Source organism: Novosphingobium sp. AAP83 (genome assembly GCF_001295795.1).
Taxonomy (GTDB): Bacteria; Pseudomonadota; Alphaproteobacteria; order Sphingomonadales; family Sphingomonadaceae; genus Novosphingobium.
On the sequence record NZ_LJHY01000022.1, the window covers coordinates 397,833 to 420,703 of the forward strand.

Annotated in this window: 18 protein-coding genes and 1 pseudogene; 12 read left to right on the forward strand and 7 right to left on the reverse strand. The window is 58.3% G+C overall.

The window, feature by feature from the left end; genetic code table 11:
- Window positions 1-23 precede the first annotated feature (23 nt).
- The 11 genes and pseudogenes from IP81_RS19765 (at window position 24) to IP81_RS13485 (ending at window position 11,684) form a co-directional block, all read left to right on the forward strand.
- The gene (locus tag IP81_RS19765) at window positions 24-221 is read left to right on the forward strand and encodes an AlpA family transcriptional regulator (protein WP_082356146.1); all 198 of its coding nucleotides are present in this window, start codon (window positions 24-26) and stop codon (window positions 219-221) included.
- A 103-nt stretch (window positions 222-324) separates the two neighbouring features.
- The gene (locus IP81_RS13440; protein ID WP_054108470.1) at window positions 325-930 is read left to right on the forward strand and encodes a hypothetical protein; all 606 of its coding nucleotides are present in this window, start codon (window positions 325-327) and stop codon (window positions 928-930) included.
- Window positions 931-1,137: 207 nt separating this feature from the next.
- The gene (locus IP81_RS13445; RefSeq protein WP_054108471.1) at window positions 1,138-1,509 is read left to right on the forward strand and encodes a hypothetical protein; all 372 of its coding nucleotides are present in this window, start codon (window positions 1,138-1,140) and stop codon (window positions 1,507-1,509) included.
- On the forward strand, window positions 1,506-3,338 hold the full coding sequence (locus IP81_RS13450) for a type IV secretion system DNA-binding domain-containing protein (RefSeq protein WP_054108472.1): 1,833 nt from the start codon (window positions 1,506-1,508) through the stop codon (window positions 3,336-3,338). The genes IP81_RS13445 and IP81_RS13450 overlap by 4 nt, the downstream gene beginning before the upstream one ends.
- The gene (mobF, locus tag IP81_RS13455) at window positions 3,338-6,103 is read left to right on the forward strand and encodes a MobF family relaxase (protein WP_054108473.1); all 2,766 of its coding nucleotides are present in this window, start codon (window positions 3,338-3,340) and stop codon (window positions 6,101-6,103) included. Before IP81_RS13450 ends, mobF begins: the two co-directional genes overlap by 1 nt.
- 73 nt (window positions 6,104-6,176) lie before the next feature.
- Window positions 6,177-6,467 (forward strand): type II toxin-antitoxin system RelE/ParE family toxin, encoded by a 291-nt coding sequence (locus tag IP81_RS13460; RefSeq protein ID WP_054108474.1) that lies wholly within the window; start codon window positions 6,177-6,179, stop codon window positions 6,465-6,467.
- A gap of 9 nt (window positions 6,468-6,476) precedes the next feature.
- Window positions 6,477-6,806, forward strand: coding sequence for a HigA family addiction module antitoxin (locus IP81_RS13465; protein WP_054108475.1), 330 nt, complete (start codon window positions 6,477-6,479; stop codon window positions 6,804-6,806).
- A 31-nt stretch (window positions 6,807-6,837) separates the two neighbouring features.
- Window positions 6,838-8,392, forward strand: a pseudogene (locus tag IP81_RS13470) (type IIL restriction-modification enzyme MmeI).
- On the forward strand, window positions 8,385-9,596 hold the full coding sequence (locus IP81_RS13475; protein ID WP_054108476.1) for a GIY-YIG nuclease family protein: 1,212 nt from the start codon (window positions 8,385-8,387) through the stop codon (window positions 9,594-9,596). The pseudogene IP81_RS13470 and the gene IP81_RS13475 overlap by 8 nt, the downstream one beginning before the upstream one ends.
- Before the next feature lie 3 nt (window positions 9,597-9,599).
- A complete protein-coding gene (locus IP81_RS13480) occupies window positions 9,600-10,310 on the forward strand; it encodes a reverse transcriptase domain-containing protein (RefSeq protein ID WP_157573200.1) in 711 nt (236 codons plus the stop codon).
- A gap of 246 nt (window positions 10,311-10,556) precedes the next feature.
- Window positions 10,557-11,684: a hypothetical protein gene (locus IP81_RS13485; RefSeq protein WP_197274628.1), complete on the forward strand. Its 1,128-nt coding sequence runs from the start codon at window positions 10,557-10,559 to the stop codon at window positions 11,682-11,684.
- A gap of 153 nt (window positions 11,685-11,837) precedes the next feature.
- Here the strand turns inward: IP81_RS13485 and IP81_RS13490 are convergent, their stop codons facing one another.
- Both IP81_RS13490 and IP81_RS13495 read right to left on the reverse strand, forming a co-directional pair.
- Window positions 11,838-13,079: a type II toxin-antitoxin system HipA family toxin gene (locus IP81_RS13490; protein ID WP_054108479.1), complete on the reverse strand. Its 1,242-nt coding sequence runs from the start codon at window positions 13,077-13,079 to the stop codon at window positions 11,838-11,840.
- Window positions 13,076-13,288, reverse strand: coding sequence for a type II toxin-antitoxin system Y4mF family antitoxin (locus IP81_RS13495; protein ID WP_054108480.1), 213 nt, complete (start codon window positions 13,286-13,288; stop codon window positions 13,076-13,078). The genes IP81_RS13490 and IP81_RS13495 overlap by 4 nt, the downstream gene beginning before the upstream one ends.
- A 350-nt stretch (window positions 13,289-13,638) precedes the next feature.
- Between IP81_RS13495 and IP81_RS13500 the strand changes: the two genes are divergently transcribed.
- Window positions 13,639-14,541, forward strand: a complete 903-nt coding sequence (locus tag IP81_RS13500; RefSeq protein ID WP_054108572.1) for an ArdC family protein — start codon at window positions 13,639-13,641, stop codon at window positions 14,539-14,541.
- A 151-nt stretch (window positions 14,542-14,692) separates the two neighbouring features.
- Here IP81_RS13500 and IP81_RS13505 read toward each other — a convergent pair whose 3' ends face one another.
- The 5 genes from IP81_RS13505 to IP81_RS13525 all read right to left on the reverse strand — a co-directional run bounded on the left by IP81_RS13505 (window position 14,693) and on the right by IP81_RS13525 (window position 22,545).
- Window positions 14,693-15,034, reverse strand: coding sequence for a helix-turn-helix domain-containing protein (locus IP81_RS13505; protein ID WP_054108481.1), 342 nt, complete (start codon window positions 15,032-15,034; stop codon window positions 14,693-14,695).
- 50 nt (window positions 15,035-15,084) lie between these two features.
- A complete protein-coding gene (locus tag IP81_RS13510; RefSeq protein ID WP_054108482.1) occupies window positions 15,085-16,347 on the reverse strand; it encodes a tyrosine-type recombinase/integrase in 1,263 nt (420 codons plus the stop codon).
- A 271-nt stretch (window positions 16,348-16,618) separates the two neighbouring features.
- Window positions 16,619-17,008, reverse strand: a complete 390-nt coding sequence (locus IP81_RS13515; RefSeq protein ID WP_054108483.1) for a response regulator — start codon at window positions 17,006-17,008, stop codon at window positions 16,619-16,621.
- Window positions 17,009-17,047: 39 nt separating this feature from the next.
- Window positions 17,048-19,363, reverse strand: a complete 2,316-nt coding sequence (locus tag IP81_RS13520) for an ATP-binding protein (RefSeq protein WP_197274629.1) — start codon at window positions 19,361-19,363, stop codon at window positions 17,048-17,050.
- A 218-nt stretch (window positions 19,364-19,581) separates the two neighbouring features.
- Window positions 19,582-22,545, reverse strand: a complete 2,964-nt coding sequence (locus IP81_RS13525) for a S8 family peptidase (protein ID WP_054108485.1) — start codon at window positions 22,543-22,545, stop codon at window positions 19,582-19,584.
- Window positions 22,546-22,871 lie beyond the last annotated feature (326 nt).

The window sequence follows — 22,871 nt, forward strand, 5'->3', positions numbered from 1 at the left end:
CTAACGGATGAAAGGACCACGCAATGCCTCCGAACCGAGAACAGCTTCTCACTGTCACTGACGTGCTCAACGTGACGGGCTTCAAATCACGCACGACACTGTATCGCCGTGCACGCAGCGGGGCATTTCCATGCCCTTGCCACATCGGCGCGGGCAAAATCCGGTGGCGTTCTGGCGACATCGAGGATTGGCTCAGCAGCCTGCAAACCCGTCGCTACTGACCGTTGCAAGGCCCGCGCCACGTCCGAGCGAGATCGCTTGGCGCGGGATACTGCCTTCACCTCCACAGCCAACCGCAATCGTGATTTCACGAAAGGATGCCCCATGTCCATTTTCCGCAGCGCCATGGATCGGCTCGCCGATTTCATCTGGACTGGCCGCAAGGTCAATCTGCGCTTCACCGCCGAGTATCGCACAGCCTGTTTCACCGCGCCGCTCATCGCCAAGTTGCTGGCCGAGGATGCTGACGGCCATGCCTATCGCAGCGCCATAGTCCCTTGGCATCGAGCCGAGCGCCCACCGCTCGACATCTATCAAGGCCACACATCATTCTGCCGGATCGACGGCCCGCTTCAATGGGTCGGAAATAAGTCTTTCGCGTTGGGCGGGTTGATCCTGTCCCCCGGCGTTACCGCTCACCTCAATCCCTTCGAAGCAGACGAACTGCGCGACCATATGCAGCAGGCAATTGAAGCAGCCATCGTTGCGTGGGTCCGGGATCATGACCTTTACACCCGGCCACCCGTCCCGGTGAAGTTCGACCGTGCCAAGGCAGATCGCAAGGCCAAGACGATGATTGCCACATGGGCTGCGAACGAAATGGCCAAAGAGGAGGCCAGTCCCAGCCCGGATAACGGGTATTACTGCTGCGCCGCCCCCATCGAGATTACCCCCAGCAACGCTTTCCAGAAAGGGCTGGACGATGGCTGACCTTACAAGCCTGAAGGCAAGGTTGAGGGGCTGCGATGCTACGCATCGAGCCAGCAAATCAGATACACACCGGACGCACGGGTGCATCCAGCCGTTCTGCGGGTTTGACGGGATGCTGATAGCATCCCGTGAAGCGCAAAGGTACGAGAACGGCACATTTCAGCCATTGCGCGCGATGGCGAATAGCATCTCGACGAGTGTTGGACGATGAGCGCCCGCGCCCAGACCGTGCGGCTCACCCCCGCCCGTCATCGCGTGCTTGCAGGGTTCGCCAAGAGCCACGGATTGAGCGAATATGCGATGCTTGCTCGTGTCGTGGACGCGGGCCTTACTGCCCTCGATCACAGGGCAAGCGAGGACATCGACACCCGCGAGATGCTCGCCGAACTGGCATCGGTCAGCACCCGCATGGTCGATGTCGAGCGGATGCTTGACCGCGCACTGTTCACCGCCTGCGCAGCCTATTGTTATGCGCGCCATGCGGCGTTGGGTGCGCGAACATCTGATGAGGCCGTCACCGCCGAGATCAACGCAGCCTATGACCGCCAGCGGCGGCGCGCGCAGGAGGGCCGGGAATGAACCAGTCTCACGACAGGCGCGCCCATGCTGATGCCTTACGCCGCCACAACCGCAACAATCAGGCCGCGCGCTTCCGGCGGCAGGCCAATGCCCTGCTTGCATCCATAGCAATGGGCGCTGTCGCAACGCCCTATGTCATGTTGGATCAGCAGGCGTTGCAAGCAGCGGGCACATTCGCTGTCGCCAAGGCAAAGCTGTGGTTTGCCCAAGGCACTGTGGTCGAACCGGCCATAACGATCAGCCAGGACGGCCAAGCCTACGCCGTTCCGGCCCGCGCAGTTGCCGCGCACCCCTATTACGGCAGCGCTGCGCACAGCGTATGGGCCTACGGGATATTCGGCAGTTCGCTGGGCTTTGCCGGATGGCTGGCGTGCCTGCTGCTGTTGCGCGGAGCCATCGCCCAGCGACGCGACCGCGCTTTGCAAGACCGGGTGATTGCCGGAACTTTGGTGACGACCGAGGCGGCGCTGGCAAAGCTGACCTCTACTGAAGCCGACACCCGAGCGCTCACCATCGGCACGGTCCCCCTACCCGGCAGGCTGGAAACCCGGCACATGGCAATGATCGGCACGACCGGCAGCGGCAAGACCACCGCCTTGCGCCAAATGCTCGACGGCATCGAAGCGCGCGGCGAAGCTGCCTTGGTCTATGACACGAGCGGCGAGTTCGTCGCACATTACTACCGGCCCGAGCGCGGCGACGTGATCTTGAACCCGTTCGATGCCCGGTGCGCATATTGGTCGCCCTTTGCCGAGATTGCCCACCCCGCCGACGCCGACCGCATCGCTCGCCAGCTCATCACCGAGACCGGGCAAGATGACAGCGACGTGTGGCTGGACACCAGCCGCATCCTTGTCGCCAACATGATCAGGGCGCTCTGGCGCGAAGGCAACTCCACCTTGCCCGCTTTGCTCCACGCCTTGCAGGACCGGACCAAGGACGATCTGAAAACATGGCTGGCAGGCAGTTCTTCGGCGCGCACCTTTGCCGACGACGCCGACCGGGCCACGGCCAGCGTGCTGTTCATGCTCGCCAAGGCCGCTGACCTTGTCCAGTTTTTGCGGGTTGATGGCAGCGGAGGCACGCCCTTCGCTTTCCGGGATTTCATCCACGGGCTGGACAAGCGGAAGGGCGCAAAGCCTTGGATATTCGTGCCCCGTAAGGAGGATTATTTCGAGGCGTCAAAACCCTTGCTCGCCTGTTGGCTGGAATGCGCGGCTAGCGCCGTACTTGGCCTTCCCCCGTCGCCCGACCGGCGCATCTGGTTTGTGCTCGACGAGCTGGCTGACTTGCCGCACGTCGATAATCTGGCGCGATTGCTCCCCGAAGGCCGCAAGTTTGGCGCGGCGGTGATTCTGACGTTTCAGGCGCTGGGCCAGATGCAGCACCGCTATGGCCCGAAGATCGCCGAAGCCATGCTGGGCTGCTGCAACACCAAGCTGTTCTTGCAAACCGTCGACAGCGAAACGCGCCAGTGGGCCAGTCAGACCATTGGCGAATGCGAGGTCGAAATCCAGACCATGACCGACGCTCTGGCCGACGACGATGACAAGCCCCGCACCACGCTTGGCAAAATACGCAAAATGCGGCCCGCTATTCTCGAAAGCGAACTGCGGCTGCCCAAGTTCGAGGGTTATCTGTTGCTTCCCGATGGATTGCCGGTGGCGCGGATCAGGCTCACCGCCGATCAAATCGCGCGGCACGGCCCTGCCCGCCAACCGGGGTTTGTGGCGGGAGACGTCAAAACCACGCATTGGAAACAGCCATCGGCTACCCCGCCAGCGGATGCACCAGTCCCGCGATCACTCGCCAGCGAGGGACCAATATAATGGTTGCGTCCGTTTCCGCGCTGACAAGTTCAGGCCAAGCCGCCAGCTACTATGAATCCGCAGGCGAATATTATGCAGACGGAGGTCAGTCTCCATCGGAATGGCAAGGCAAAGGTGCAGAGGCGCTGGGTCTTTCAGGCGATGTGAACCGGGACAAATTTCGCGACTTGCTGGACGGCAAAGTTGCCGACCAGCAGTTGGGCACGACCCGCGACGGCAAACTGGAGCATCGTCCCGGTTGGGATGTGACCTTGAGCGCGCCAAAGTCCGTCTCGATCATGGCCGAAGTTGCGGGCGACCGGCGATTGGTTGCAGCGCACGGAGCAGCGGTAAGAACCGCGCTTGCCCATGTCGAACAGAACATGGCCGCTACCCGCATCCGCGACGGCGGCATAGTGAATCGTGAGGCGACCGGGAATCTTGTGGTCGCCAGCTTTCAGCATAGCACCAGCCGAGCCCAAGACCCGCAGTTGCACACTCACAATGTCGTTCTCAATGCCACCAAGGGTGAGGACGGTACATGGCGCAGCCTTGAACCGCGCGCGATCTACCAACTGCAAAAGCAGATTGGTGCGATCTACCGGCAGGAGCTGGCCTTGAAGGTCCGAGAACTGGGCTATGAGATCGAAGTGGGCAAAGGCTCTATGTTCGAGATCAAAGGCGTTTCTCCTGAGGTCGTGGCCGCGTTCAGCACCCGCAGCGCGGAGATTGAAGCGGCGCTTGAGGAGCGCGGCACATCGCGCAACGAGGCCAGCGCCGCCGAAAAACAAGTTGCCGCGCTGGATACGCGGCAGGCCAAAGTTGCCGCCGATCCGAAAACGCTTGTGGCGGAGTGGCGGGATACCGCCAGCGCAGCCGGGTTCGGGCCAGAGGCAAGGCTGGCCATGATCAAACAGGCTGAAGCCATTGCTGCCGGTAAAGATCATAGCGCCACGATGGAATTGCAGGGCGACAGCGCCGCGAACCGCGCCGTCGCCTTTGCCGCCGACAAACTAGGCGAACGGCAATCGGTGTTCTCCGTCGCTGCCTTGCATGTGGAAGCCGGGCGCGTCGGGCTTGGCAAAGTCAGCTATGCACAGATCGGGGAGGCCATTGCGGCAGCAACCAAGCAAGGCGAACTGATAGACCGCACCCATATCGACCGGCGGGGGGCTGAATTTGCCGGATTCACCACCCGCACCAATGTTAAGACCGAGGCCAAGTTGTTGCGGATCGAGACGGAAGGGCGCGGTTCATTATCGGCCATCGCATCGCCGTTGGCCGCTGCCAAAGCTGTCGCCAGTGCATCAGCGAAGGCCGAGCGGACCGGCCATGGCTGGAATACCGACCAACGCACAGCCACGCAGCAGCTCTTGACCAGCCGTAACCGCATTACCGCGTTGCAAGGCTACGCTGGCACCGCGAAGACAACCACCGTTCTGGCAACCTTCGCCCGCGAGGCCGAAGCGCTTGGTGTGCGCGTTGTTGCGCTCGCGCCAACCGCATCGGCGGCGATGGTGCTGGGCGAGGCGCTTGGCGCGCGCAGCGATACCGTTGCACGGCATCTGTTATCCCCAGAGCGCCCAAATCAGGGCCAGCCCGCTGCATGGATTGTGGACGAGGCATCGCTGTTGTCGGCGCGCGATACGGCCAAACTGTTCGACCTGGCGGAGAAGCAGAACGCCCGCGTTATTCTTGTGGGCGACGTGAAGCAGCTTGGCTCGGTCGAGGCAGGCGAGGCCTTTGCGCAATTGCAGGGCGCAGGCATGGAAACCGCAAATCTAAGCGAGATCGTCCGGCAAACCAGCATCGCGGCGAAGGAGGCCGTGCTGGCATCCATCGAAGGAGACGCCAGAAAGGTTCTTGCCGCACTCGACCGGGGAGGAGGCAAAATCGTGGAGAATACCGACCGTAGCGCGCGCTTCGCGGCCATCGCCAAGGACTATGCCGCGCTCGACAAGGCCAGCCGCGCCAGAACCCTTGTCATTGAGCCATCGCGCGAAGGGCGCGACACCCTGACCGCCGACATTCGCGATGCACTCACAAAATCGGGGACGCTAACCGGCCCCGCCGTCACCATGCAAAGCCTTGCCAACAAGGGGCTGACCCGTGCCGAGGCTCGTGACCCGTTGAGCTATGACAAAGGCGATGTCGTCCGGTTCACCCGTGATTACGCAGACAAAGGCGTGACGCGCGGCGCAGCCTACCGCGTCGATAGCATCGACCCTGCGAAATCCACCATCACCTTGAAATCAGAAGACGGGCGCGAGGTGGATTGGCGCTTGCGGCAATGGGGCGCTGGCAACAGCCAGACGTTCGCGCCGCAAACACTCGAACTCAAAACCGGCGATAACATCCGGTTCACCCGCAATGACCGGGAAGCGGGGCGGATCAACGGCGCGCGCGGCGAAGTGACCGTGATTGATGTGCAGGCCCGCACGGCGGAATTCCGAAACCCGCGTGGGCAGACCCAGACCTTGAGCCTTGATGCGGCACGAGATCAGCACATTGCTCATGCCTATGTCGAAACCGTCTTTGCCGCCCAAGGCCGCACCGCAGATCACGTCATCATCCACGCCGACAGCAAGGCCACCAACCTGATCGACCAGAAGTCATTCTACGTCGGGATTTCCCGTGCAAAGGAGACGGTCGCGATCTTCACCAATGACCGGGCCAAACTGGTATCTGCGATCAGCGAACGGGCCGGACTGGCGCAAACGGCAATCCCGCAGGCGGCTATGCAAACGCCAACAGCAAAGAAGGTTATGGAGGCCGGGTTAGGTTAATCCGGCATGTCGGGTCACCGCAGACCGTATGGCGTCACTTGACACCGTACGAATTGTCGGAGTAGGAACGTCCATGAAGATCAGAAACGTGGTCCACAAGGGATTGCGGCGATTCATCGAAGTTGACGATGAAAGCGGCCTTCAACCCGCCGTTGTCGCCAAGGTCCGGCGTATCGTATCCTTCCTCCAAGATATGGAACGAGAGGATGAATTGCGCACCGTAGCAAGCTGGAAGGCCCATATGCTGACCGGCGACCGCAAGGGGACATGGAGCCTATTCGTCACCAAGAATTGGCGGATGACGTTTCGGATCGACCGTGACGAGATCGAAATCATCGACCTCGACTATGAAGATTACCACTAGGAGGTGGGCATGAGTGCGATTGCAGGCATACGCTTGATGAACCCGGCCCACCCCGGCAGCTTCATCAAGCATGACATCATTGAACCGCTGGGCCTTTCGGTCACGGCGGCGGCGGACGTGCTGGGCGTGACGCGCGCTACGCTATCGACCTTGCTCAACGAGCGCGCGCACCTATCGCCGGAAATGGCGCTTCGGCTCGAAAAGGCGTTCGGCGTGTCGATGGACACCCTCATGCGGATGCAGAACAGCTACGACATCGCGCAGACCCGCAAACGCGCAGATGAGATCAAGGTCATGCCGTTCAGGGGCAAGCCGATTGAACCACAGGCAGCGGCCTGATCGAACCGGCTAGCGAAATGGAATGCCTTGAATGAACGCCGTTGAAATCGAAGAAGCCGTATCCAACCTGGCAGAGCAGCCGTTTGATGTTCAGGAGTTCCCGTTCGCGTTCCTCGAAGCCTTTGGCAACAAAGCGACCACCATCAAGCGGCTGCGCAGTGGCGCATCGAACAAATCAGACGTTGGCGGCGTCTTGCAGGTCAACAACATTCATCTTGCGGTAGCCGAGCCCGGCACGGTGACGCAGACGCTTACGGCTCTGAAGGCTAGCCCACAAACTGCCAAGGGGAAGGCGAAGTTCGTACTTGCGACCGATGGCGACCTGTTCGAGGCCGAGGACCTTGATTCTGGCGAAACCTTGGCTTGTGAATTCGCCAGCTTCGCCGAGCGCTTTGACTTTTTCCTGCCCTTGGCTGGAATTTCCTACGTCAAAGAGCTGAAAGAAACGGCAATCGACAGAGGCGCAGCGCGGCGTCTCAACCGGCTCTACGTTGAATTGCTAAAGGACAATCCGGACTGGGGCAGCGAAGCGCGCCGCCGGGACATGAACCATCTTATGGCTAGGCTGATTTTCTGCTTCTACGCAGAGGACACCGGTATCTTCCATCCCAGCTATCCCTTCACGGGGACCATCGAGAAGATGAGCGAGCGCGATAGCTCCAACACGCATGACGTGATCGGTGAGCTGTTCCGCGCCATGAACACAAATAAGGCAGATCACGAGGCGGCAGACATTCGCAACTGGGCGCGCCCCTTTCCTTATGTGAATGGCGGCCTTTTTAGCGGCAATCTGGACGTGCCGCGCTTCAGCCGAATTGCGCGGTCATACCTGCTGCATATCGGCAGTCTCGATTGGACGAAGATCAACCCGGATATCTTTGGATCAATGATCCAGGCGGTCGCTGACGGGGAGGCCCGTGGCGCGCTGGGGATGCATTACACCAGCGTTCCCAATATCCTGAAAGTGCTGAACCCGCTGTTCCTCGATGAGCTGCGGGAAAAACTGACGGAAGCGGGCGACAACCCGCGCAAGCTGGCCAATCTTCGCAGCCGTATGGCGAAAATCCGGGTGTTCGATCCCGCCTGTGGGAGCGGCAATTTCCTTGTCATTGCCTACAAGCAGATGCGCGAAATCGAGGCCGAGGTAAACCGAAGGCGCGGTGAGGCAAGCCGTGCCAACCGACATTCCTCTGACCAATTTTCGGGGGATTGCTCGTATCGCCATCGGCGATGACAGCCAGCCCAGCGCCAACACCGCGCTGATCGACGGCGTCCGCAAATTCGCGATGGACGTGCGCGAACTCGACATCGACCTGATCGACTTCATTAATCCTTTCGGCGAAGCCTATTCCATACTTGCCAAAACCATGAGCGAAGAAAGCTTGAAGCAGGTCGCGGCAGCAATTGCCGCCAAGCGCACCAGCCTGACGCCCGAGGAGGCGAAAGAACTGGCCGTGCGCGCCGTGCGCTTCAAGAAAGAACGCGGGCGTTTGCCGTCGATCAGTTCGACCGATGCCTGGGAAAAGCGAATGGCCGAAGGCGCAGCCGCATTCGTGCGCTTCAAGGATGAGGGCCGCTATGAGTGACCTCGACCTTGACGACCTTCGCAGCGAGCTGGCCGAATTTGCCCAGCCGGAAAAGAAGATCGGGCGTTCTCCACGCGACGAGCGCATCATCGCTGGATTTGAAGAGATCCAGCGATTTGTGGAGCAGCATGGCCGCGCCCCGCTGCACGGCGAAGACCGGGACATCTTTGAGCGCCTATATGCCGTGCGCCTAGACCGGCTTCGTGCTCAGGATGATTGCCGCGAGTTGCTGGCATCGCTGGACCATCAAGGGCTGTTGGCCGGAGATGGTTCCTTCGCCGCTGCAACAGTTGAGACGATGGATGAAGACGAGCTTTTGGCCGTGTTGGAAGGCATAGCCGGCGATGCTGACATTACCCAGCTCCGCCATGTCCGGCCAAGCGCAGAAAAGCGCGCCGCCGAGGAAATTGCCAACCGCGAGCCATGCCCGGACTTTGACAACTTCAAGCCCCTTTTCGCGCAGGTCCAGCGTGATCTTGATTCCGGTGTTCGGTCCACCCGCCGGTTCGTGAAGGACGCGGGTTTTCTGAAAGCGGACATCACGGACGGGCAGTTCTTCATTCTGGGCGGCCAGACCGCCTATGTCGCCGAAGTCGGGGAGCCCATCAAAGCCCCGAATGGCGAATTGGATGCACGCTTACGCCTGATCTACTCCAACGGCACCGAGAGCAATCTGCTGCGCCGCTCACTCCAGCGGGCATTGTACAAGGATGAAGCAGGGCGACGGATAACGGAGCCAACCGCCGGACCCCTATTTGCCAGTGAAAACGACGATGACGATCAGGCCAGCGGCACCATATATGTGCTGCGCAGCAAGTCGGATCATCCCCTCGTCGCGGCCAATCGGGAAGTCTTGCACAAGATCGGCGTGACCGGCGGAGACGTGGTGCGGCGCGTCGCCAATGCCAAACTGGACCCGACATTCCTTATGGCCGACGTCGAAATCGTCGCAACCTACACCCTGTTCAATATCAACCGGACCAAGTTGGAAAACCTGATCCACCGCATATTCGATCCTGCGCGGCTCGAAATCGAGGTCAAGGACCGTTTCGGCAATCCGGTGGTCCCGCGTGAATGGTTTCTCGTGCCGCGTTTCGTCGTGGATGATGCGGTGGAGAAGATCAGGAGCGGCGCGATCACACATTATCTATACGACCCGAAATCGGCCCGACTCATATCGCACGATGATAACGGGAATGTTTAGTCGGTGAGCGACCTCGAAGCTGTATTCAATCTGAATAATTTGCGGCGAGCTTACCAGTGGGTGATGTCCAACCCAGACGCGCAGTATAAGTCTTACTTTCGCGATTCATACGATGCATTCGCAATCGCGTCGGACACCCATCTCAAATGGATACGCCAAGAAGGATTGAAGGAGCGTTATCAGGTTTCCCATGCGTCCAAACTCCTCCTGCCAAAGCCATCTGGCACATTACGCCCGATCACTCTCCTGACGGTTGAAGATCAAATCGTCTATCAGGCATGTGTCAACCTGATTGCGGACATACTCAAACGAAAGACCCGTCAGCGTTACGAAAAGCGCGTTTTTGCCCATCTGTATGCTGGGAAATCGTCACCGTTCTTTTACTTTCAGTGGCAGCGTAGTTATCGAAAGTTCGGCCGTAGGATCGAGCAGGCATTTAACGACGGATACCACTACGTCGCCAATTTCGACTTGGCCGCATTTTACGATTCTATCGACCATCATGTGCTGCGGCATTTTCTTGCCACCCTCAGCATAGATGAGGACACGGTCGATCTCCTGCTTCGATGCCTGAAAGTTTGGACATCGAGCACTTGGAGTAACGGGCAGGCGAATATTTATCACGAGCATGGAATCCCGCAGGGACCCCTTGCGTCCGGAATGCTCTCCGAAGCAGTGTTGCAGCATATTGACGCTGCGGGCGAGCGGGGTTGAAAAACCGTCTATTTTCGCTATGTCGATGACATCAAGATTCTTGCAAAAAGCGAAGATGAACTGCCGCGCAAGCTCATTGACCTCGACATTGCTTCGAAAGAGATCGGTCTTTTCCCGCAGACGGCCAAAATCAATATCCGGAAAATTGCCGATCCGCGTGACGAGGTAAAATCGATCAGTCGTCCGCCCGAGCCTTCCATCAAGCCGACCGTAAATCAGAAGAAACTCGTCTCCCGGCTTCTCGAATTGACTCGCAACGGCAGAGTTCCGCCGGAAAGCGTGACGCGTTTCAAATATCTTTTAGCACACGCCACGCCAACCCACAGGCTCAATTCCCGCTTGATGAAGGTGCTACATCGGCATCCTGAACACGCGCCCGGAATTTGCCGATACATCGCCTCCTATCCCAAGATTCCCGACGTTCTTGCCAAAGAGATCGAAAGCTTCGTTTCGATCAACGAGTTGTATCATGCCGTTAACGCGCAATTGCTCCGATCATGCCTGGACAGATGCCCTGCCGTTGTCACGGCTTCGTTGGGAAAGATTTGTGCGGATCGACTGCTGCGCCCCAAGCCCGGCGTCATTCAGTTGCAGCCGAGCTACAAAGAAGCCTTGATCGGCTGGGCTTTGAGCGCAAATGCGATAAACTTCGCGGAATTCGATGGCATTGTGTCCAACGAACCAGATTGGTGGGTCAAAAAATGTGCTTTCCGTGAACTGACGCCCGGCCTATTTGGTGCAGCGACTTATGCAGACTTCCTTAATCGCCAAATGCGGGACGCCGAATCTGAGGTGGCGCGCATTGCCGCCGGTAGATTAATTGACGGAAATCTAAAGTTGGCAAGGCCATATGGTGATGTTGAAACGACTGCCAAGCATAGCTTGAAAGCCGCGAGGATCATCCGCTCAGTTGGCCAGCCGGGTGGCCGTATCAACGAGATCCTAGCGTATATCCTGAAACGGCAACAGACTGCCTATGATTGGAAGGCGTTCTTCGGTGCCGCGCACGGCCATGCCGAGCGTATGTCGATCTTCCTCAAGAGGAATCGCGAGTCGAACATCGATGCCTTTTTGGTGCAGCTCGATAGCTGGTGCGACGAGGTTTTTTCCCATCTTTATACGCGCCTGAAGCCGAACCGACAGCGCCCCAACTACGGGGCTGCCTTGAGGGACCAAACGCTACTAGCTCACTTGCCCCAACTAATGCCCTGTTTTCTAAGGCTTCATGATCTGCGACTGGATTCCACTACGGCACATCCACGTAGTCAAAGGTCTGGCACCGCTACGCGTAGATTAAAACATAGGGATTTCCGTGCGATACGAAATGACCTAATCCATGCGTTTGACGAGTTAGAAGCCAACATCGTCCCTTAACGTGTTCAATACTGAGCGGATGAACGCGGCGTTGTTTGCGTTTCTAGGTTATAACGAAGCCTCGTTGCGCTATAACGGAATCGACAGCCACAAGGGGCTTACCCACTACGGCCTCTACGACACGGTCGTGGCGAAAGAAGGCTAAACGTCGTTTTAGGCTTTTCCTTGTAATGTTAAAGTGCGCTCACGAACAACATTACAAACAGACTTAACACCGACCAGTATCGGAAATTTTTCCGAGAACTTGCTATCAATCGCGGTAAGAACCGCATCACCCAATTGCCGAACCCGCGCTCGCACGAACGGCGCACCGAGCTGCGCATCGGCGGCGAACCGATCCCAATGGCGGGCTTCTATATCGTCAAGCACGGCCTTGCCCCCAATCTTCATCGCCAGCTTTGGCGACAATTCTGGGTAGAGCACAGTGGAAAGCAGATCATAGAGCGGTGCGAGCGTGATTGCGCCTTGCTTGTGCAACAGGCTGAAATTCTTGGCATGAGCATCGGCGTTGCCAATGATCAGGTTGAAGATGGCAGCGTCGAGCAGCCGCAGAATGTCGCGCGGCGGGCGGGTTGCCGCGCGGCGCAGCAGGGCAAAGCAATCTGGGAAGTTAGGCCCACCCTCACTGGCATATTTGCGGTGCGACGGGACGCCGAGGGCTTGTGCAAAATCCTCCTGATGGAGCCGTGCCACTTCACCCTCTGGACCGATGGCGCGGTCATAGCGGGTGATCAGCAGGAAAGACCGGCCTTGGACTGTGCGCATTTCGACCGGGGCAACATCCAGCCCAACCGCGCGCGCCAGCGACATGCAGAAATATTCGTTTTCCGTGGTGCCCGCGAACCGGGCAATGGGCGGCTTGAGGATATGGCTGGTTGGCTGTCCCGGTGCTGGCAGGGCGATCTGACCGTCGATCACCAGCACCGGCAGCTTGGATTGTGCGCCTGCCAGTGAAAGCCGCAGCCCATCTTCGCCCGCCAGCATCGGGCGCATCGGCAGATGGTCGAGCAGTCGCACGAGATCGTCATCATTGAGCAATTTCGGGGCGGCGGCGCTGGGCGGCGTAGGTAATTCGCCTTCCGGTAAAAGTGTCAGCGCGCCCGCAACTTCACCGCCCAGATATTCGAGCAGCCTGAATTCATTGTCAGCCGAGACGCCGAGCGCGCGGGCAATCGCGGTCCGCTGGCCTTCCTCTGGCAAGATGCCCCCGAAAAAGGGCTGGCAGGCACGGCGGTTGAACGGTTCGGCTTGTTTGGGCAGGGAAAAGGACAAGGCGGGTAAAGTCGCATCCGCCAGCCACGCCGCGTCATAGGCGAATTGCGTGTCGCCATCGGGGCCGAGGTAGAGACAGCCGGTGACGCGCCCGTCCCACCAGACTGTCAGCCGGTTGGTCATGCGCCGCCCGTAGGTGGCGTTATGGTAATGTCGCACCCAAGTGTCGTGATGACGCGCAGCACCTTTTCAAGCTGAAGCGTTGGCTTGCCAGCTTCAAGATCGACGATGAAGCGAATGCCAACGCCACTCACTGCCGCAAGCTCTGCCTGCTTCAGTTTCTGCGCTTTGCGTTCGCTGCGCACGATGAGTCCAAGTGAGGTGCTGTCCATATTACCGAGCGGGACATTGCCGTAAAGAAGGGCAGCTTGCAAGCCTTGTTTTACCGAGCGGTAAAATTAAGAGGATTTGTGGCTAACTGATCTGCGATATTCCCGTTCAGGAAAATAATCTCACCTTTGTAACGAGCGCCGCCAACGGCGCACCCTTCCCCTGTTTCGCGGAAGAAAGAGGCGCTGCCTCTCTCTCCCAGCAAGGTGCCGCTTTGGGGCCGTGGCTCACTGCGTTGCGCCCGCACCACCCCCGGCACCGGACCTTGCCCCCACTCTCTCCGCCCCTTGCCGGGTCGGCAGGGGTCATGCGCGGCATGACCCGCTGCGCGGATTGGAAGGGAGCAAGTACCATGAACAAGCAAGACCCGCATAGCCGGATCACCGACCGCATTCTGGCCGAACTGGAACAAGGCACCCGTCCATGGCTGAAGCCTTGGAGTGGTGGCGATTTAGCGACAAGCGGCAGAGTGCGGCCACTACGCGCAACCGGCCAGCCCTATCGCGGGATCAATGTTCTACTCTTGTGGATTGAGGCGCAGGCGTCCGGCTTTGTCAGCCCGTCATGGATGACCTACCGGCAGGCGCAGGCATTGGGCGCACAGGTCCGCAAGGGTGAAAGCGGCGCAGCGATTGTCTATTACGGCGACAGCAACAAGACCGTTCGCGACGAAACCAGCGGCGAAGACAAGGCTCAGTCGTTCCGCTTTCTGAAAACCTACACCGTTTTCAATGTGGCGCAGATCGACGGACTTCCCGAGCGCTTCCATATCATACCCGAACCAGCGCCCGAGGCGGAACGCATCGAGACCGCCGAGGCATTCTTTGCCAGCATTCCTGCAACCGTGAACCATGGCGGCGACAAGGCTTATTACATGCCATCAGCCGACCGCATTCAGCTTCCACCCTTTGCGGCTTTCCATGACGCCCAGAGCTACTACGCGACCCGAGGCCATGAAACCTTGCACTGGACAAGCCACAAGAGCCGCCTTGATCGCAGCTTTGGCCGCGAGAAATGGGGCGATGAGGGATACGCCCGCGAAGAATTGTGTGCGGAACTTGGTGCAGCGTTCCTAGCCGCCGACCTTGGCATTGCGCTTGAGCCGCGCCCTGATCATGCCAGCTATATCGCGAGCTGGATAAAGGTCCTTCAGAACGACTCCCGCGCCATTGTCCAGGCTGCTGCCCATGCCGAGCGCGGCGTAGCCTACCTGCACCAATTGGCTCGCACCGAGGACGTGAAAGAGGCGGCATAGCCGCCGATGATCGAGGCCGCCCCGAGCAAGGGCGGCCAGTTCATTTGACCCGCACCACCCACCCCGAGGTTTTGGCCGCTCCCTTTGGTCGCGGCCATATACAGCCTTGCACCGCGTGAGAGACCGTCCAGCTAAGGCGTTGCCAAGCGCGTCAGGCTGCCAGTGAAGTTGGCGTCCGCTTTGCTGGACCCGTGCGCGGCGCTACGTAAATCTTTACGTGAACATCCCGATTGAGCCGGTCGAGGATACGCATCAGCCGGTCGATAGTGAAGCGGTCGAGCTTGACCTGACGGATGCGGGAAAAATCAGCCGCCGCAATACCGGTGCGCGCCTCAGCATCTCCTACGGTCAGCCCTTCGTTATCGAGTGCCTTGACGATTTCTGCAGCGAGGACCGCACGGAGCTGGCGAAGATTTGCATCAGGCGCGTCGAAATCGGCAAAGACATTGCCGCAACCACGGATCAGCTCGAAATCGTCATCTTGGCCAGCCATCGAGCATCTCCTTCCATCACCTGACCCGGTCGCGCCCAAGGTCGTTGCCGTCAACCAACCAGCGAAATAATCTTGGCCCCGCCCATCGTTGCCTCACGAGCCTGATCGAGTACTTCGACGGCCTTGAGCTTGAACTCGGGCGCGAGGTGCGCGTAGCGCAGTGTCATCGTGTAGTCGCTATGGCCGAGCAATTCACGGATGGTGTTGAGATCAACCCCGCCCATTGCCAGACGCGAAGCGAAGTGGTGGCGCATGTCGTGCCAACGGAAGTCGGTAATCTGCGCCTGCTTGAGCAAACCCCGCCACGACGAATTGGCCCGGTCAAACCGTTCCCCCTGCTCGTTGACGAACACCAGCCCCGTGCTGTCTTCGCTTTGCGCGCGCCAGTTGAGCAACACCGATGTTGCCTCGCGGTTGAGCGGGATATGGCGCGTACGCCGCGATTTGGCGGTTGCGCCGGTAACCGTGAGGATGCGCCGGTCCAGATTGACGTTCGACCACGTCAGATCGAACAGCTCTCCCCGGCGGCACCCTGTATTGATCGACAGCAGGATAAGCGGTTTGACGTGGTCGATGAAGACCACGTCCCGCAGGCTGGGAAGCAACACATACCCGCGCTCGGCCCGCCACTGGTTGGCCGTGTCGCGTTCGGCGCGGCGGCGTTCTTCCCGATCATCAATCGCTGTGCGCAGGCGAACTTCCTCGGCCTCGCTGAGATAGCGAACCTTGACACAGTCATCGACCCGCGCCTTCCTGACCCTGGCAAGAGGATTGGCGGGGAGAATGCCCCAGTCGACCGCGCGATTGAAACAGGCCTTTATCGAGGCGATGTCCCGATTGATCGTCTGATTGCTGAGGCCGCGTTCGACCTCTTTGCCGCGCCAGCGCTCGACATCGAGCGCCGTGATCTTGTCGAGCGACTTTTTCAGCAGCGGTTTGAATGCGGTCTTGAGGCGGTTGAGGTTCTGCCCATAGGCCTTCTGGCTGAACTTTGCCCAAGCTGTATAATCGCCATCGAGAAATGCGCCGAATGTTGGCATCTCTGCTTTTGGCTTGCGCGCCTCAATCGGATCGATGCCTTGGAAGACTTCGGCAAGAATGCCGCGCGCGCTTTCGCGCGCCTCGCTGACACCCAGAACATCGGCGCGACCCAGCCAGACGCGCTTGCCACGTGCGAACTCACAATACCATGACTTCGCGCCGCCCGGTGTCACCCGCAAAACGAGACCCTTGAGCCGCGTGTCGCGATGCTCGACAGGACGTTTCGTTGGCACGATCTTATCGACAACCACTTGGGTCAATGCAGAGCGCATAGATTGGCCTCACCGGTTTGCAGAACGTGAAATCCCGTGGTGCTGTGGTGGTGCAAATTGATGAAACGGGGCGGAACAAAACGGAACAATCTGCACCACCACAGCACCATGGAGATACCCCATAATGCCCGAAAAATCAAGGTTTTCTGTTTAATTCTGGTGTGTTAGCGCCCATCCAAAAATGGGGCTGGGGGTGTGGGGGTCGGAGGTTCGAATCCTCTCGTCCCGACCAAGCTAGCATCATCGGCAAAAGGCCGGATGCTGCGCAAAATCAATCAAGCATCATGTCATCGTCTGCTGCGCCCACCATGGCGCGGCCTATGGCGTCGATCAGGGCATTCAGCGCAACCGGCTTCATGATCACATCGCTGGCCCCTGCGGCGAAGCAGCGGTCTTTCAGATCCGGCGCGGTATCGGCGGTCACCACAATGATCGGAATTTGCGCCTGGTATTCGGCGGCGCGTTGATGAGCAATCGCTGTCAATCCGTCCATGCCGGGCATGCGCAAGTCCATCAGCACAAGGTCATAGGGGTCTTGGGAAAGCATTTTCAATCCGGTAGGCCCGTCTTCTGCTTCAGCCATTTCCACGCCGATCACGCTCAGCATGTCCTGTACGACACGCCGGTTCAGAGCATCGTCTTCAACGAAGATCACGTGCATGAATTCATGTTCCTAAACGCACTGCTCATCACGGACACACTAGGCAACTTCTTTGTGCAAATCGCTGTTTTTAAATACTTTCGCCAACTCAGCAATCAAGTATGCCGGTTTAAGCGGTTTTTGCAGGACAATATCGGCATTTTTGTTTGGCACCATAACTGTCTGCCCGTCTACAGCAGGTGCTAGCAAGAGAAAAGTTACAACGTCATACAATTTTGACTTGGCCAGAACTTGCTCAAGCTGTTCTGATCTACTTTCCTCCTCGGGCATGGCGGAAGTGTCGATAATCATCACGCCAACATTGCCAAGCTGCAACAGACCCTCGGCCTGTTCGAGCGTCCTTGCGCCGATAACACCGTCCACATGTGGCGCGATCACCGCCTTCACTTTGGCCTGCCGCAGTTCGTTATAATCAACCATAAGCGTCAGGCGCCGGGTGGCCGGTGCGGCGACTTCCGCCATCTCCGTCACGGCTGCAACATCTGGCGCTCCGGCAACGGGCAAAACAATGCGGAAGGTCGATCCCGCGCCATGCTGGCTCGTCGCACTGATCTCGCCGCCCAAGGCCGTCAGAATGTTGCGGCAAATCGAAAGGCCAAGCCCGGTCCCGCCAAAATCGCGCGACATGCCGTTGTTCACCTGATGGAACGGCTCGAAGATCAATTGCAATTGATCTGCGGGAATGCCGATACCACTGTCTGTAATGCAGATTTCAAGGTTCTGCGCATCGATCATCACCGCGCGCAGCGATACCTTGCCCTCAAGGGTGAATTTGATGGCATTGGCCAGCAGATTGAAGACCACCTGCCGCAAGCGCCCGCCGTCGGTGTAGCTGACAGGTGGCACGTCGGCGGCATCCAGCACCAGTTCGATGCCTTTGCCTTGCGCTTCGCCCTGCCACAACTGGCAGCTTTCCGACAGAATCTTGCCAATATCGCAAGCCTGCTTGTTCACCGTGATCTCGCCACCTTCCGCTTTGGCGGTGTCCAGCAAGTCATCGACCAACGCCTGCATCGTCTGCCCGGCACCCAGCACCAGACTGACGCGTTCGCGTGTGTTCTTGTCGATGCTGTCATCGGCAAGAATGATCTGCGTCATCCCCATAATGCCGTTCAACGGTGTGCGGATTTCATGGCTGGTCATCGCGAGGAAGTCTGTCTTGGCGCGCAACGCGGTTTCCAGCCGTGCGTTCACATCGGTCAGGATCGTATTGGCATCGCGCACTTCATTGCGGCTTTTCCGAATGGAAAGGAACGCCAGACCGGTCACCACAATCAACGCCAAGGCAGCGATCAACAGCCCGGTGGCAATCGTGCCCCTCTGGCGCGCAATCTCGACATCGCGCTGCAATTGCCCCTGTTTCAGTTCGGCAATGCGCGTTTTCTGGTTGGCCGAGGTAAACTGGGCTTCCAGCAGTTGTGAACTGGTGGACGTGATCAAGTTGCGCACTTCCCCGTCCAAACGCTGAAACGCTTGCAGGTGGCGCAGCGCCCGTTCTGGCTGGCCCATGCGAGAATAGAAATCCGCCGCGATTTTGTGCAATTCGCGATAGGAAAGATCGGTTCGCTCCAGATCAATCCCGGCAAACAACCGGTCCAGCAGTGCCGCGCCTTCTTGATCCCGGCCCTGCTGGATCGCAATCATCGCTTGCACGCCATAAACAAACGGCAGCCAATCGCGCGCTTCGGGGTTGCGCCCCAGCCGTTCGGCAAGCTTGGCATTTTGCGCTGCTTTGCCCAACTGGCCCATTTCAATCTGCACTTGCGCCAGATTGCTTAATACCCGCATTTCCAGCATCGGACTTTCAAGCGCTCGCGCATTGGCAAGCGCCGCACTATAAGCCTTTTCCGCTTCCGCCCAGCGCCGCAAAGCGCGATAGGCCTCACCGCGAGTGTTATTGGCGCTCAGAGCAATGCCGGGATCGTCATTGTAGATTTCCTGCGCCTGATCGAAATAGGACAGCATGCGTTGATAATCGCCTGCTTCCCAATAGATCTGGCCGATATCTTGGAGTGCCAGTGCTTGAGATCGCTTCTCGCCAGCCTTGCTGAAAATGCGGTGCGCCTCAAGATAGCTCATCAGCGCTTCAGATGCTTTACCCATGATACCTGCCACAGCACCTTGTGACCGCATGATATCGCCGTGGAGCTTCGTTTCGGGAGCTGCGGCTTTGACCAGCCCGATTGCTTCCCCCAGACCGTCTTGCGCAGCCTCCAGCCGGTTCAAGCCGATGTTGGACTCAATTTTGAGCCATAGCGCCGTCGCTCGGGCGATTTGCTGCTCTTTGCCGGTAAACTTGTCTGTGATTGCAAGTGCTTTGTCCGAATCCCGCAGCGCTGCGGCGGGGTCTGCCATCATATCAGCTTTTGCACCCGCAATCGCCTTGTCAAAGGCGGCTGTATCAGACGACGCAGCCCACGCGAACGTGGGCTGCGAACACAGATACAAAAGGGCTATCAACACAACGTGGAGAAAGTGGCGCATGCAAGTAGATTAACCGCAATGGGTTAAAACTCAAATAAACGCCCGAATTCTCAATTCATCTCCAGGTCTCTTTCAAAGTGCGCCGCCCCTCAGAAGCGCGTTCTAAACTGGCCACCCACTGTCCACCGTGCAATATCCTGGCGTACGTTGCGGGTTTCCATACTGCTGAAGATCGCAAGGTTGGTCTTCCCGTCAGCCATCGAAGCACCATAGTGCGCTTCGGCGCGGATGCGGCGGCGGGCGGGATCGGCGATGTCAAAGCGCTGCGTAATAGCCCCGCGCTCACCCGTTTCACGATCTACCACCCCGATCGAGGTGAATTCGACCTGGCCTGCTTCCACTTGTAGCGGCTGTGCGACCGTAAAGCGCAGATTGTCGTTCGACCCCAGCAGATTGGATTTGGCAAAGCCCACTTGCCATGCGGTGCTGGTCATCTTGGCCAACCGGAAGCTGGCGTTGCGATCAGAGCTTGTGCGGGCAACCGTGGCCGATCCAAAAACCTGCAAGGTATCACCGATCATTGTATCGGATGACAGAGTGGCGCTGCGCGATACCGTGCCATTGCCAAAGTCATCCGACGAAAGCGAACGAACACCCAGCATCGCGCGTGCTTCATGCAATTGCGTAAGTGCGATGTTGACATTGGTCCGCAGCCCGAACGAGCGTTCAAACCGGACGTTCAGCGCCGTGGCATTATAATCCCCAAGCAAACGCTGCTGCTGGAACAGGTCGCTTGACGCTGGCGTGTTGCGGAAATCATCTTCAATATCGCGCCGGTTGTTGGTCACACCAAAGTTGATTCGCAGATTTGGCGCAACTTTCACCCGCGCGGCCATATGGGCATCGCCCGAAGCAAAGCCGAGCAGTGGGTCATTACCGCCAGTCAACGGATTGAAATCCGATGAAAGCTGCATTGCGCCATTGCCTGCGATTGACAGCGCGCCGTCGCCTGAACCCGCCGCAAACGAAGCCACACCTTCAGGTGCCGTAATTTCGAACGACGACGCAAAACCGGGCTGCAAACCGAACCGCGTTTCACGGGTCATGAACCGTCCCTTCATCGCATAGCTCCAGCCGTTGCCGCTCTCGCCAATACCCGCTTTGCCATTGTCGGTCAGGCTGGCAAACCGTGGCTTGCTTGGCATCAAGCCATAGCCCCCTTCGCGGATACCTGCATCGCCGCTCACCCAGGACATGAACAGATCATACATGTATGTCTGGAACGCCTGCCCGTTCACCGATTGATCAAACAACCGGGTCGACAGCGGGATAAGGAAGTCACGCTCGGATTCATCCAGTTCTTCGAATGCGGTGAAGTAAGCCGTACTTCCTGCCCAGCTCGCCTGCACACCTCTGGCAAGCAGGGACTTGGCATTGACTTCCTTGCCGTTTTTCTTGTTTTTCGAAGCGCCGTCGAAAGAATAGTATTTCAACTTGTTAAAATCGAGCGCGGATTGCGCGGCCTGAATATCCAGAAGGCCATGGCCATAGACCGGATCAACCCCTGGTGCGCCCAGATCCTGCGCACTTTCAAGGATGATCTTGGCCACATCGCGCGGATACTTTTTCAACCACGGCCAACGATCCTGGATCAAGGCAATCGCGCCTGAAACCAGCGGAGCCGCAAACGACGTGCCCGACATGCGGGTAACCCCACCCGCTCCGTCCGAAACCAGCAGCATTTCGCCCGGCGCCACAAGGAAGCGGTTCATCAGCAACCCGCTTTCCTTAAGGTAGTCTGAAGTTATAAACTTGTCATTTTTGGCGTTATAGACTGCGGTATTCTCGCACTTGCCCGAAACCGTGATGCACGCTGTGCCCGGACGGTTGGAGAATGCGGAAATACGGCCCAACGGATCAACCGATCCAACCACAAGGAACGTGCTGTCCAGCGCGCCGGTCATGTCGATATTGCTGGTTTGGACTGATCCGTCGTTGCCAGCAGCAATCACATAGATCGTCTTGTCTTTGAAAGTGCTGATCGACGATTGGGTGAATACATCGCGCCATTCGGATGGCAGGGTAAATCCTTCCACGCCCAGCGACAGGTTGATGACCGAGGCGCCCTTTTTGCCGACATGCTCGATCCCGGCGCGGACATCAGCCCAGCTTGCGGTAAGAGTGCTGTCAAAGGGATTGAACGCTGCCACTTTCGCGCGTGGCGCAATGCCCATCACACCCCTGCCGTCATGTGAAGCTACGATAAGGCTCCCGACTGCGGCACCGTGGGCATTGTTGACCCCCTCATAGCCGCCTTTGTAAACAACCTTCGAGCGAACATCGGGGTCGTTATCGGCGAAGAAATCGACCAAGCCAATCACCGCATCGCTACCACCGCCCTGAGCCTGGGTGATTGTGGGCGTCCATTTTACCGCATTCATCCAGTGGTCGTAACGGTCCATCCCCGAATAGTTCATGACGGTGTCATACCAGTCGAGCAGGAAGTACTGGCGGTCAAACAGGTCCCAACCAGCCAGCGTCTTCGGATCGTTGAGCTGAACTTTCCATTTGTTCAGGAACGGCTGCTGGACGGCTGTTTGGAAATCCTTGTTCGTGCTTTGCAGCACTTGGGCTTGCCACTGGGTCTGGGAAGTTGCCAACATGCCGTTCAGCAAAGACGCCACTTGCGTGTAGTCTCTCGTTTGTTCGGCCAGTGTCCAGGCTGCGGCAATTTGGCTGCTCGATGGAACGAAACTGTCGGTAAAGGCGCGGATACGGCCCATTTTCGGATCGAGTTCACCAGCAACCGGGCTCAGGTTACCCCAAAATGCGCGGATCAGGCCGCGATAAGGATCAATATCGCCTTCGAAAGCACGGATGCGCCCGTACAGCGGGTCGATCCCGCCTTCAAACGCACGGATACGCCCCATGAACGGGTCAAGGTTGCCCTCAAACGCGCGGATCAAACCTCTCATCGGGTCGACACTGCTGCTGTAGGAACCAACCGGGCCGCCCATCGCGGTTACTGGACGATCCTCTGTTGCTTGAGCCGTTGCCTGTTCAGCCGCCTGCACACGGGTGCCATCACCTGTTTCAGCCGCCGTCTGTGCCAATACAGATTGCGAAGCAATTAAAGCACATCCGGCAAGCGCTATTGCGCTCCCTCCACTCAGCCATTTGCTTGGAACAGTCATCACGTCACCCCGGCAAAAAACAATTGCTAACGTGATCCTACATAGGGGGTGCTTGTGAACTGCTACCTAAAGCTTCAGGTTAAAAAGAGGTAAATCGAAAGCTTTTTGGATTTACGTAATCCTTCTCTGGGGCCGCATCAGGCAATATTGAACATAATGCGATGACCCAAGACTATCTAAGGACCGAAATTTACCGCATATTCAGATACTGAGGTCATAAAGCCTTTATGCAAGGCACTAGCTCC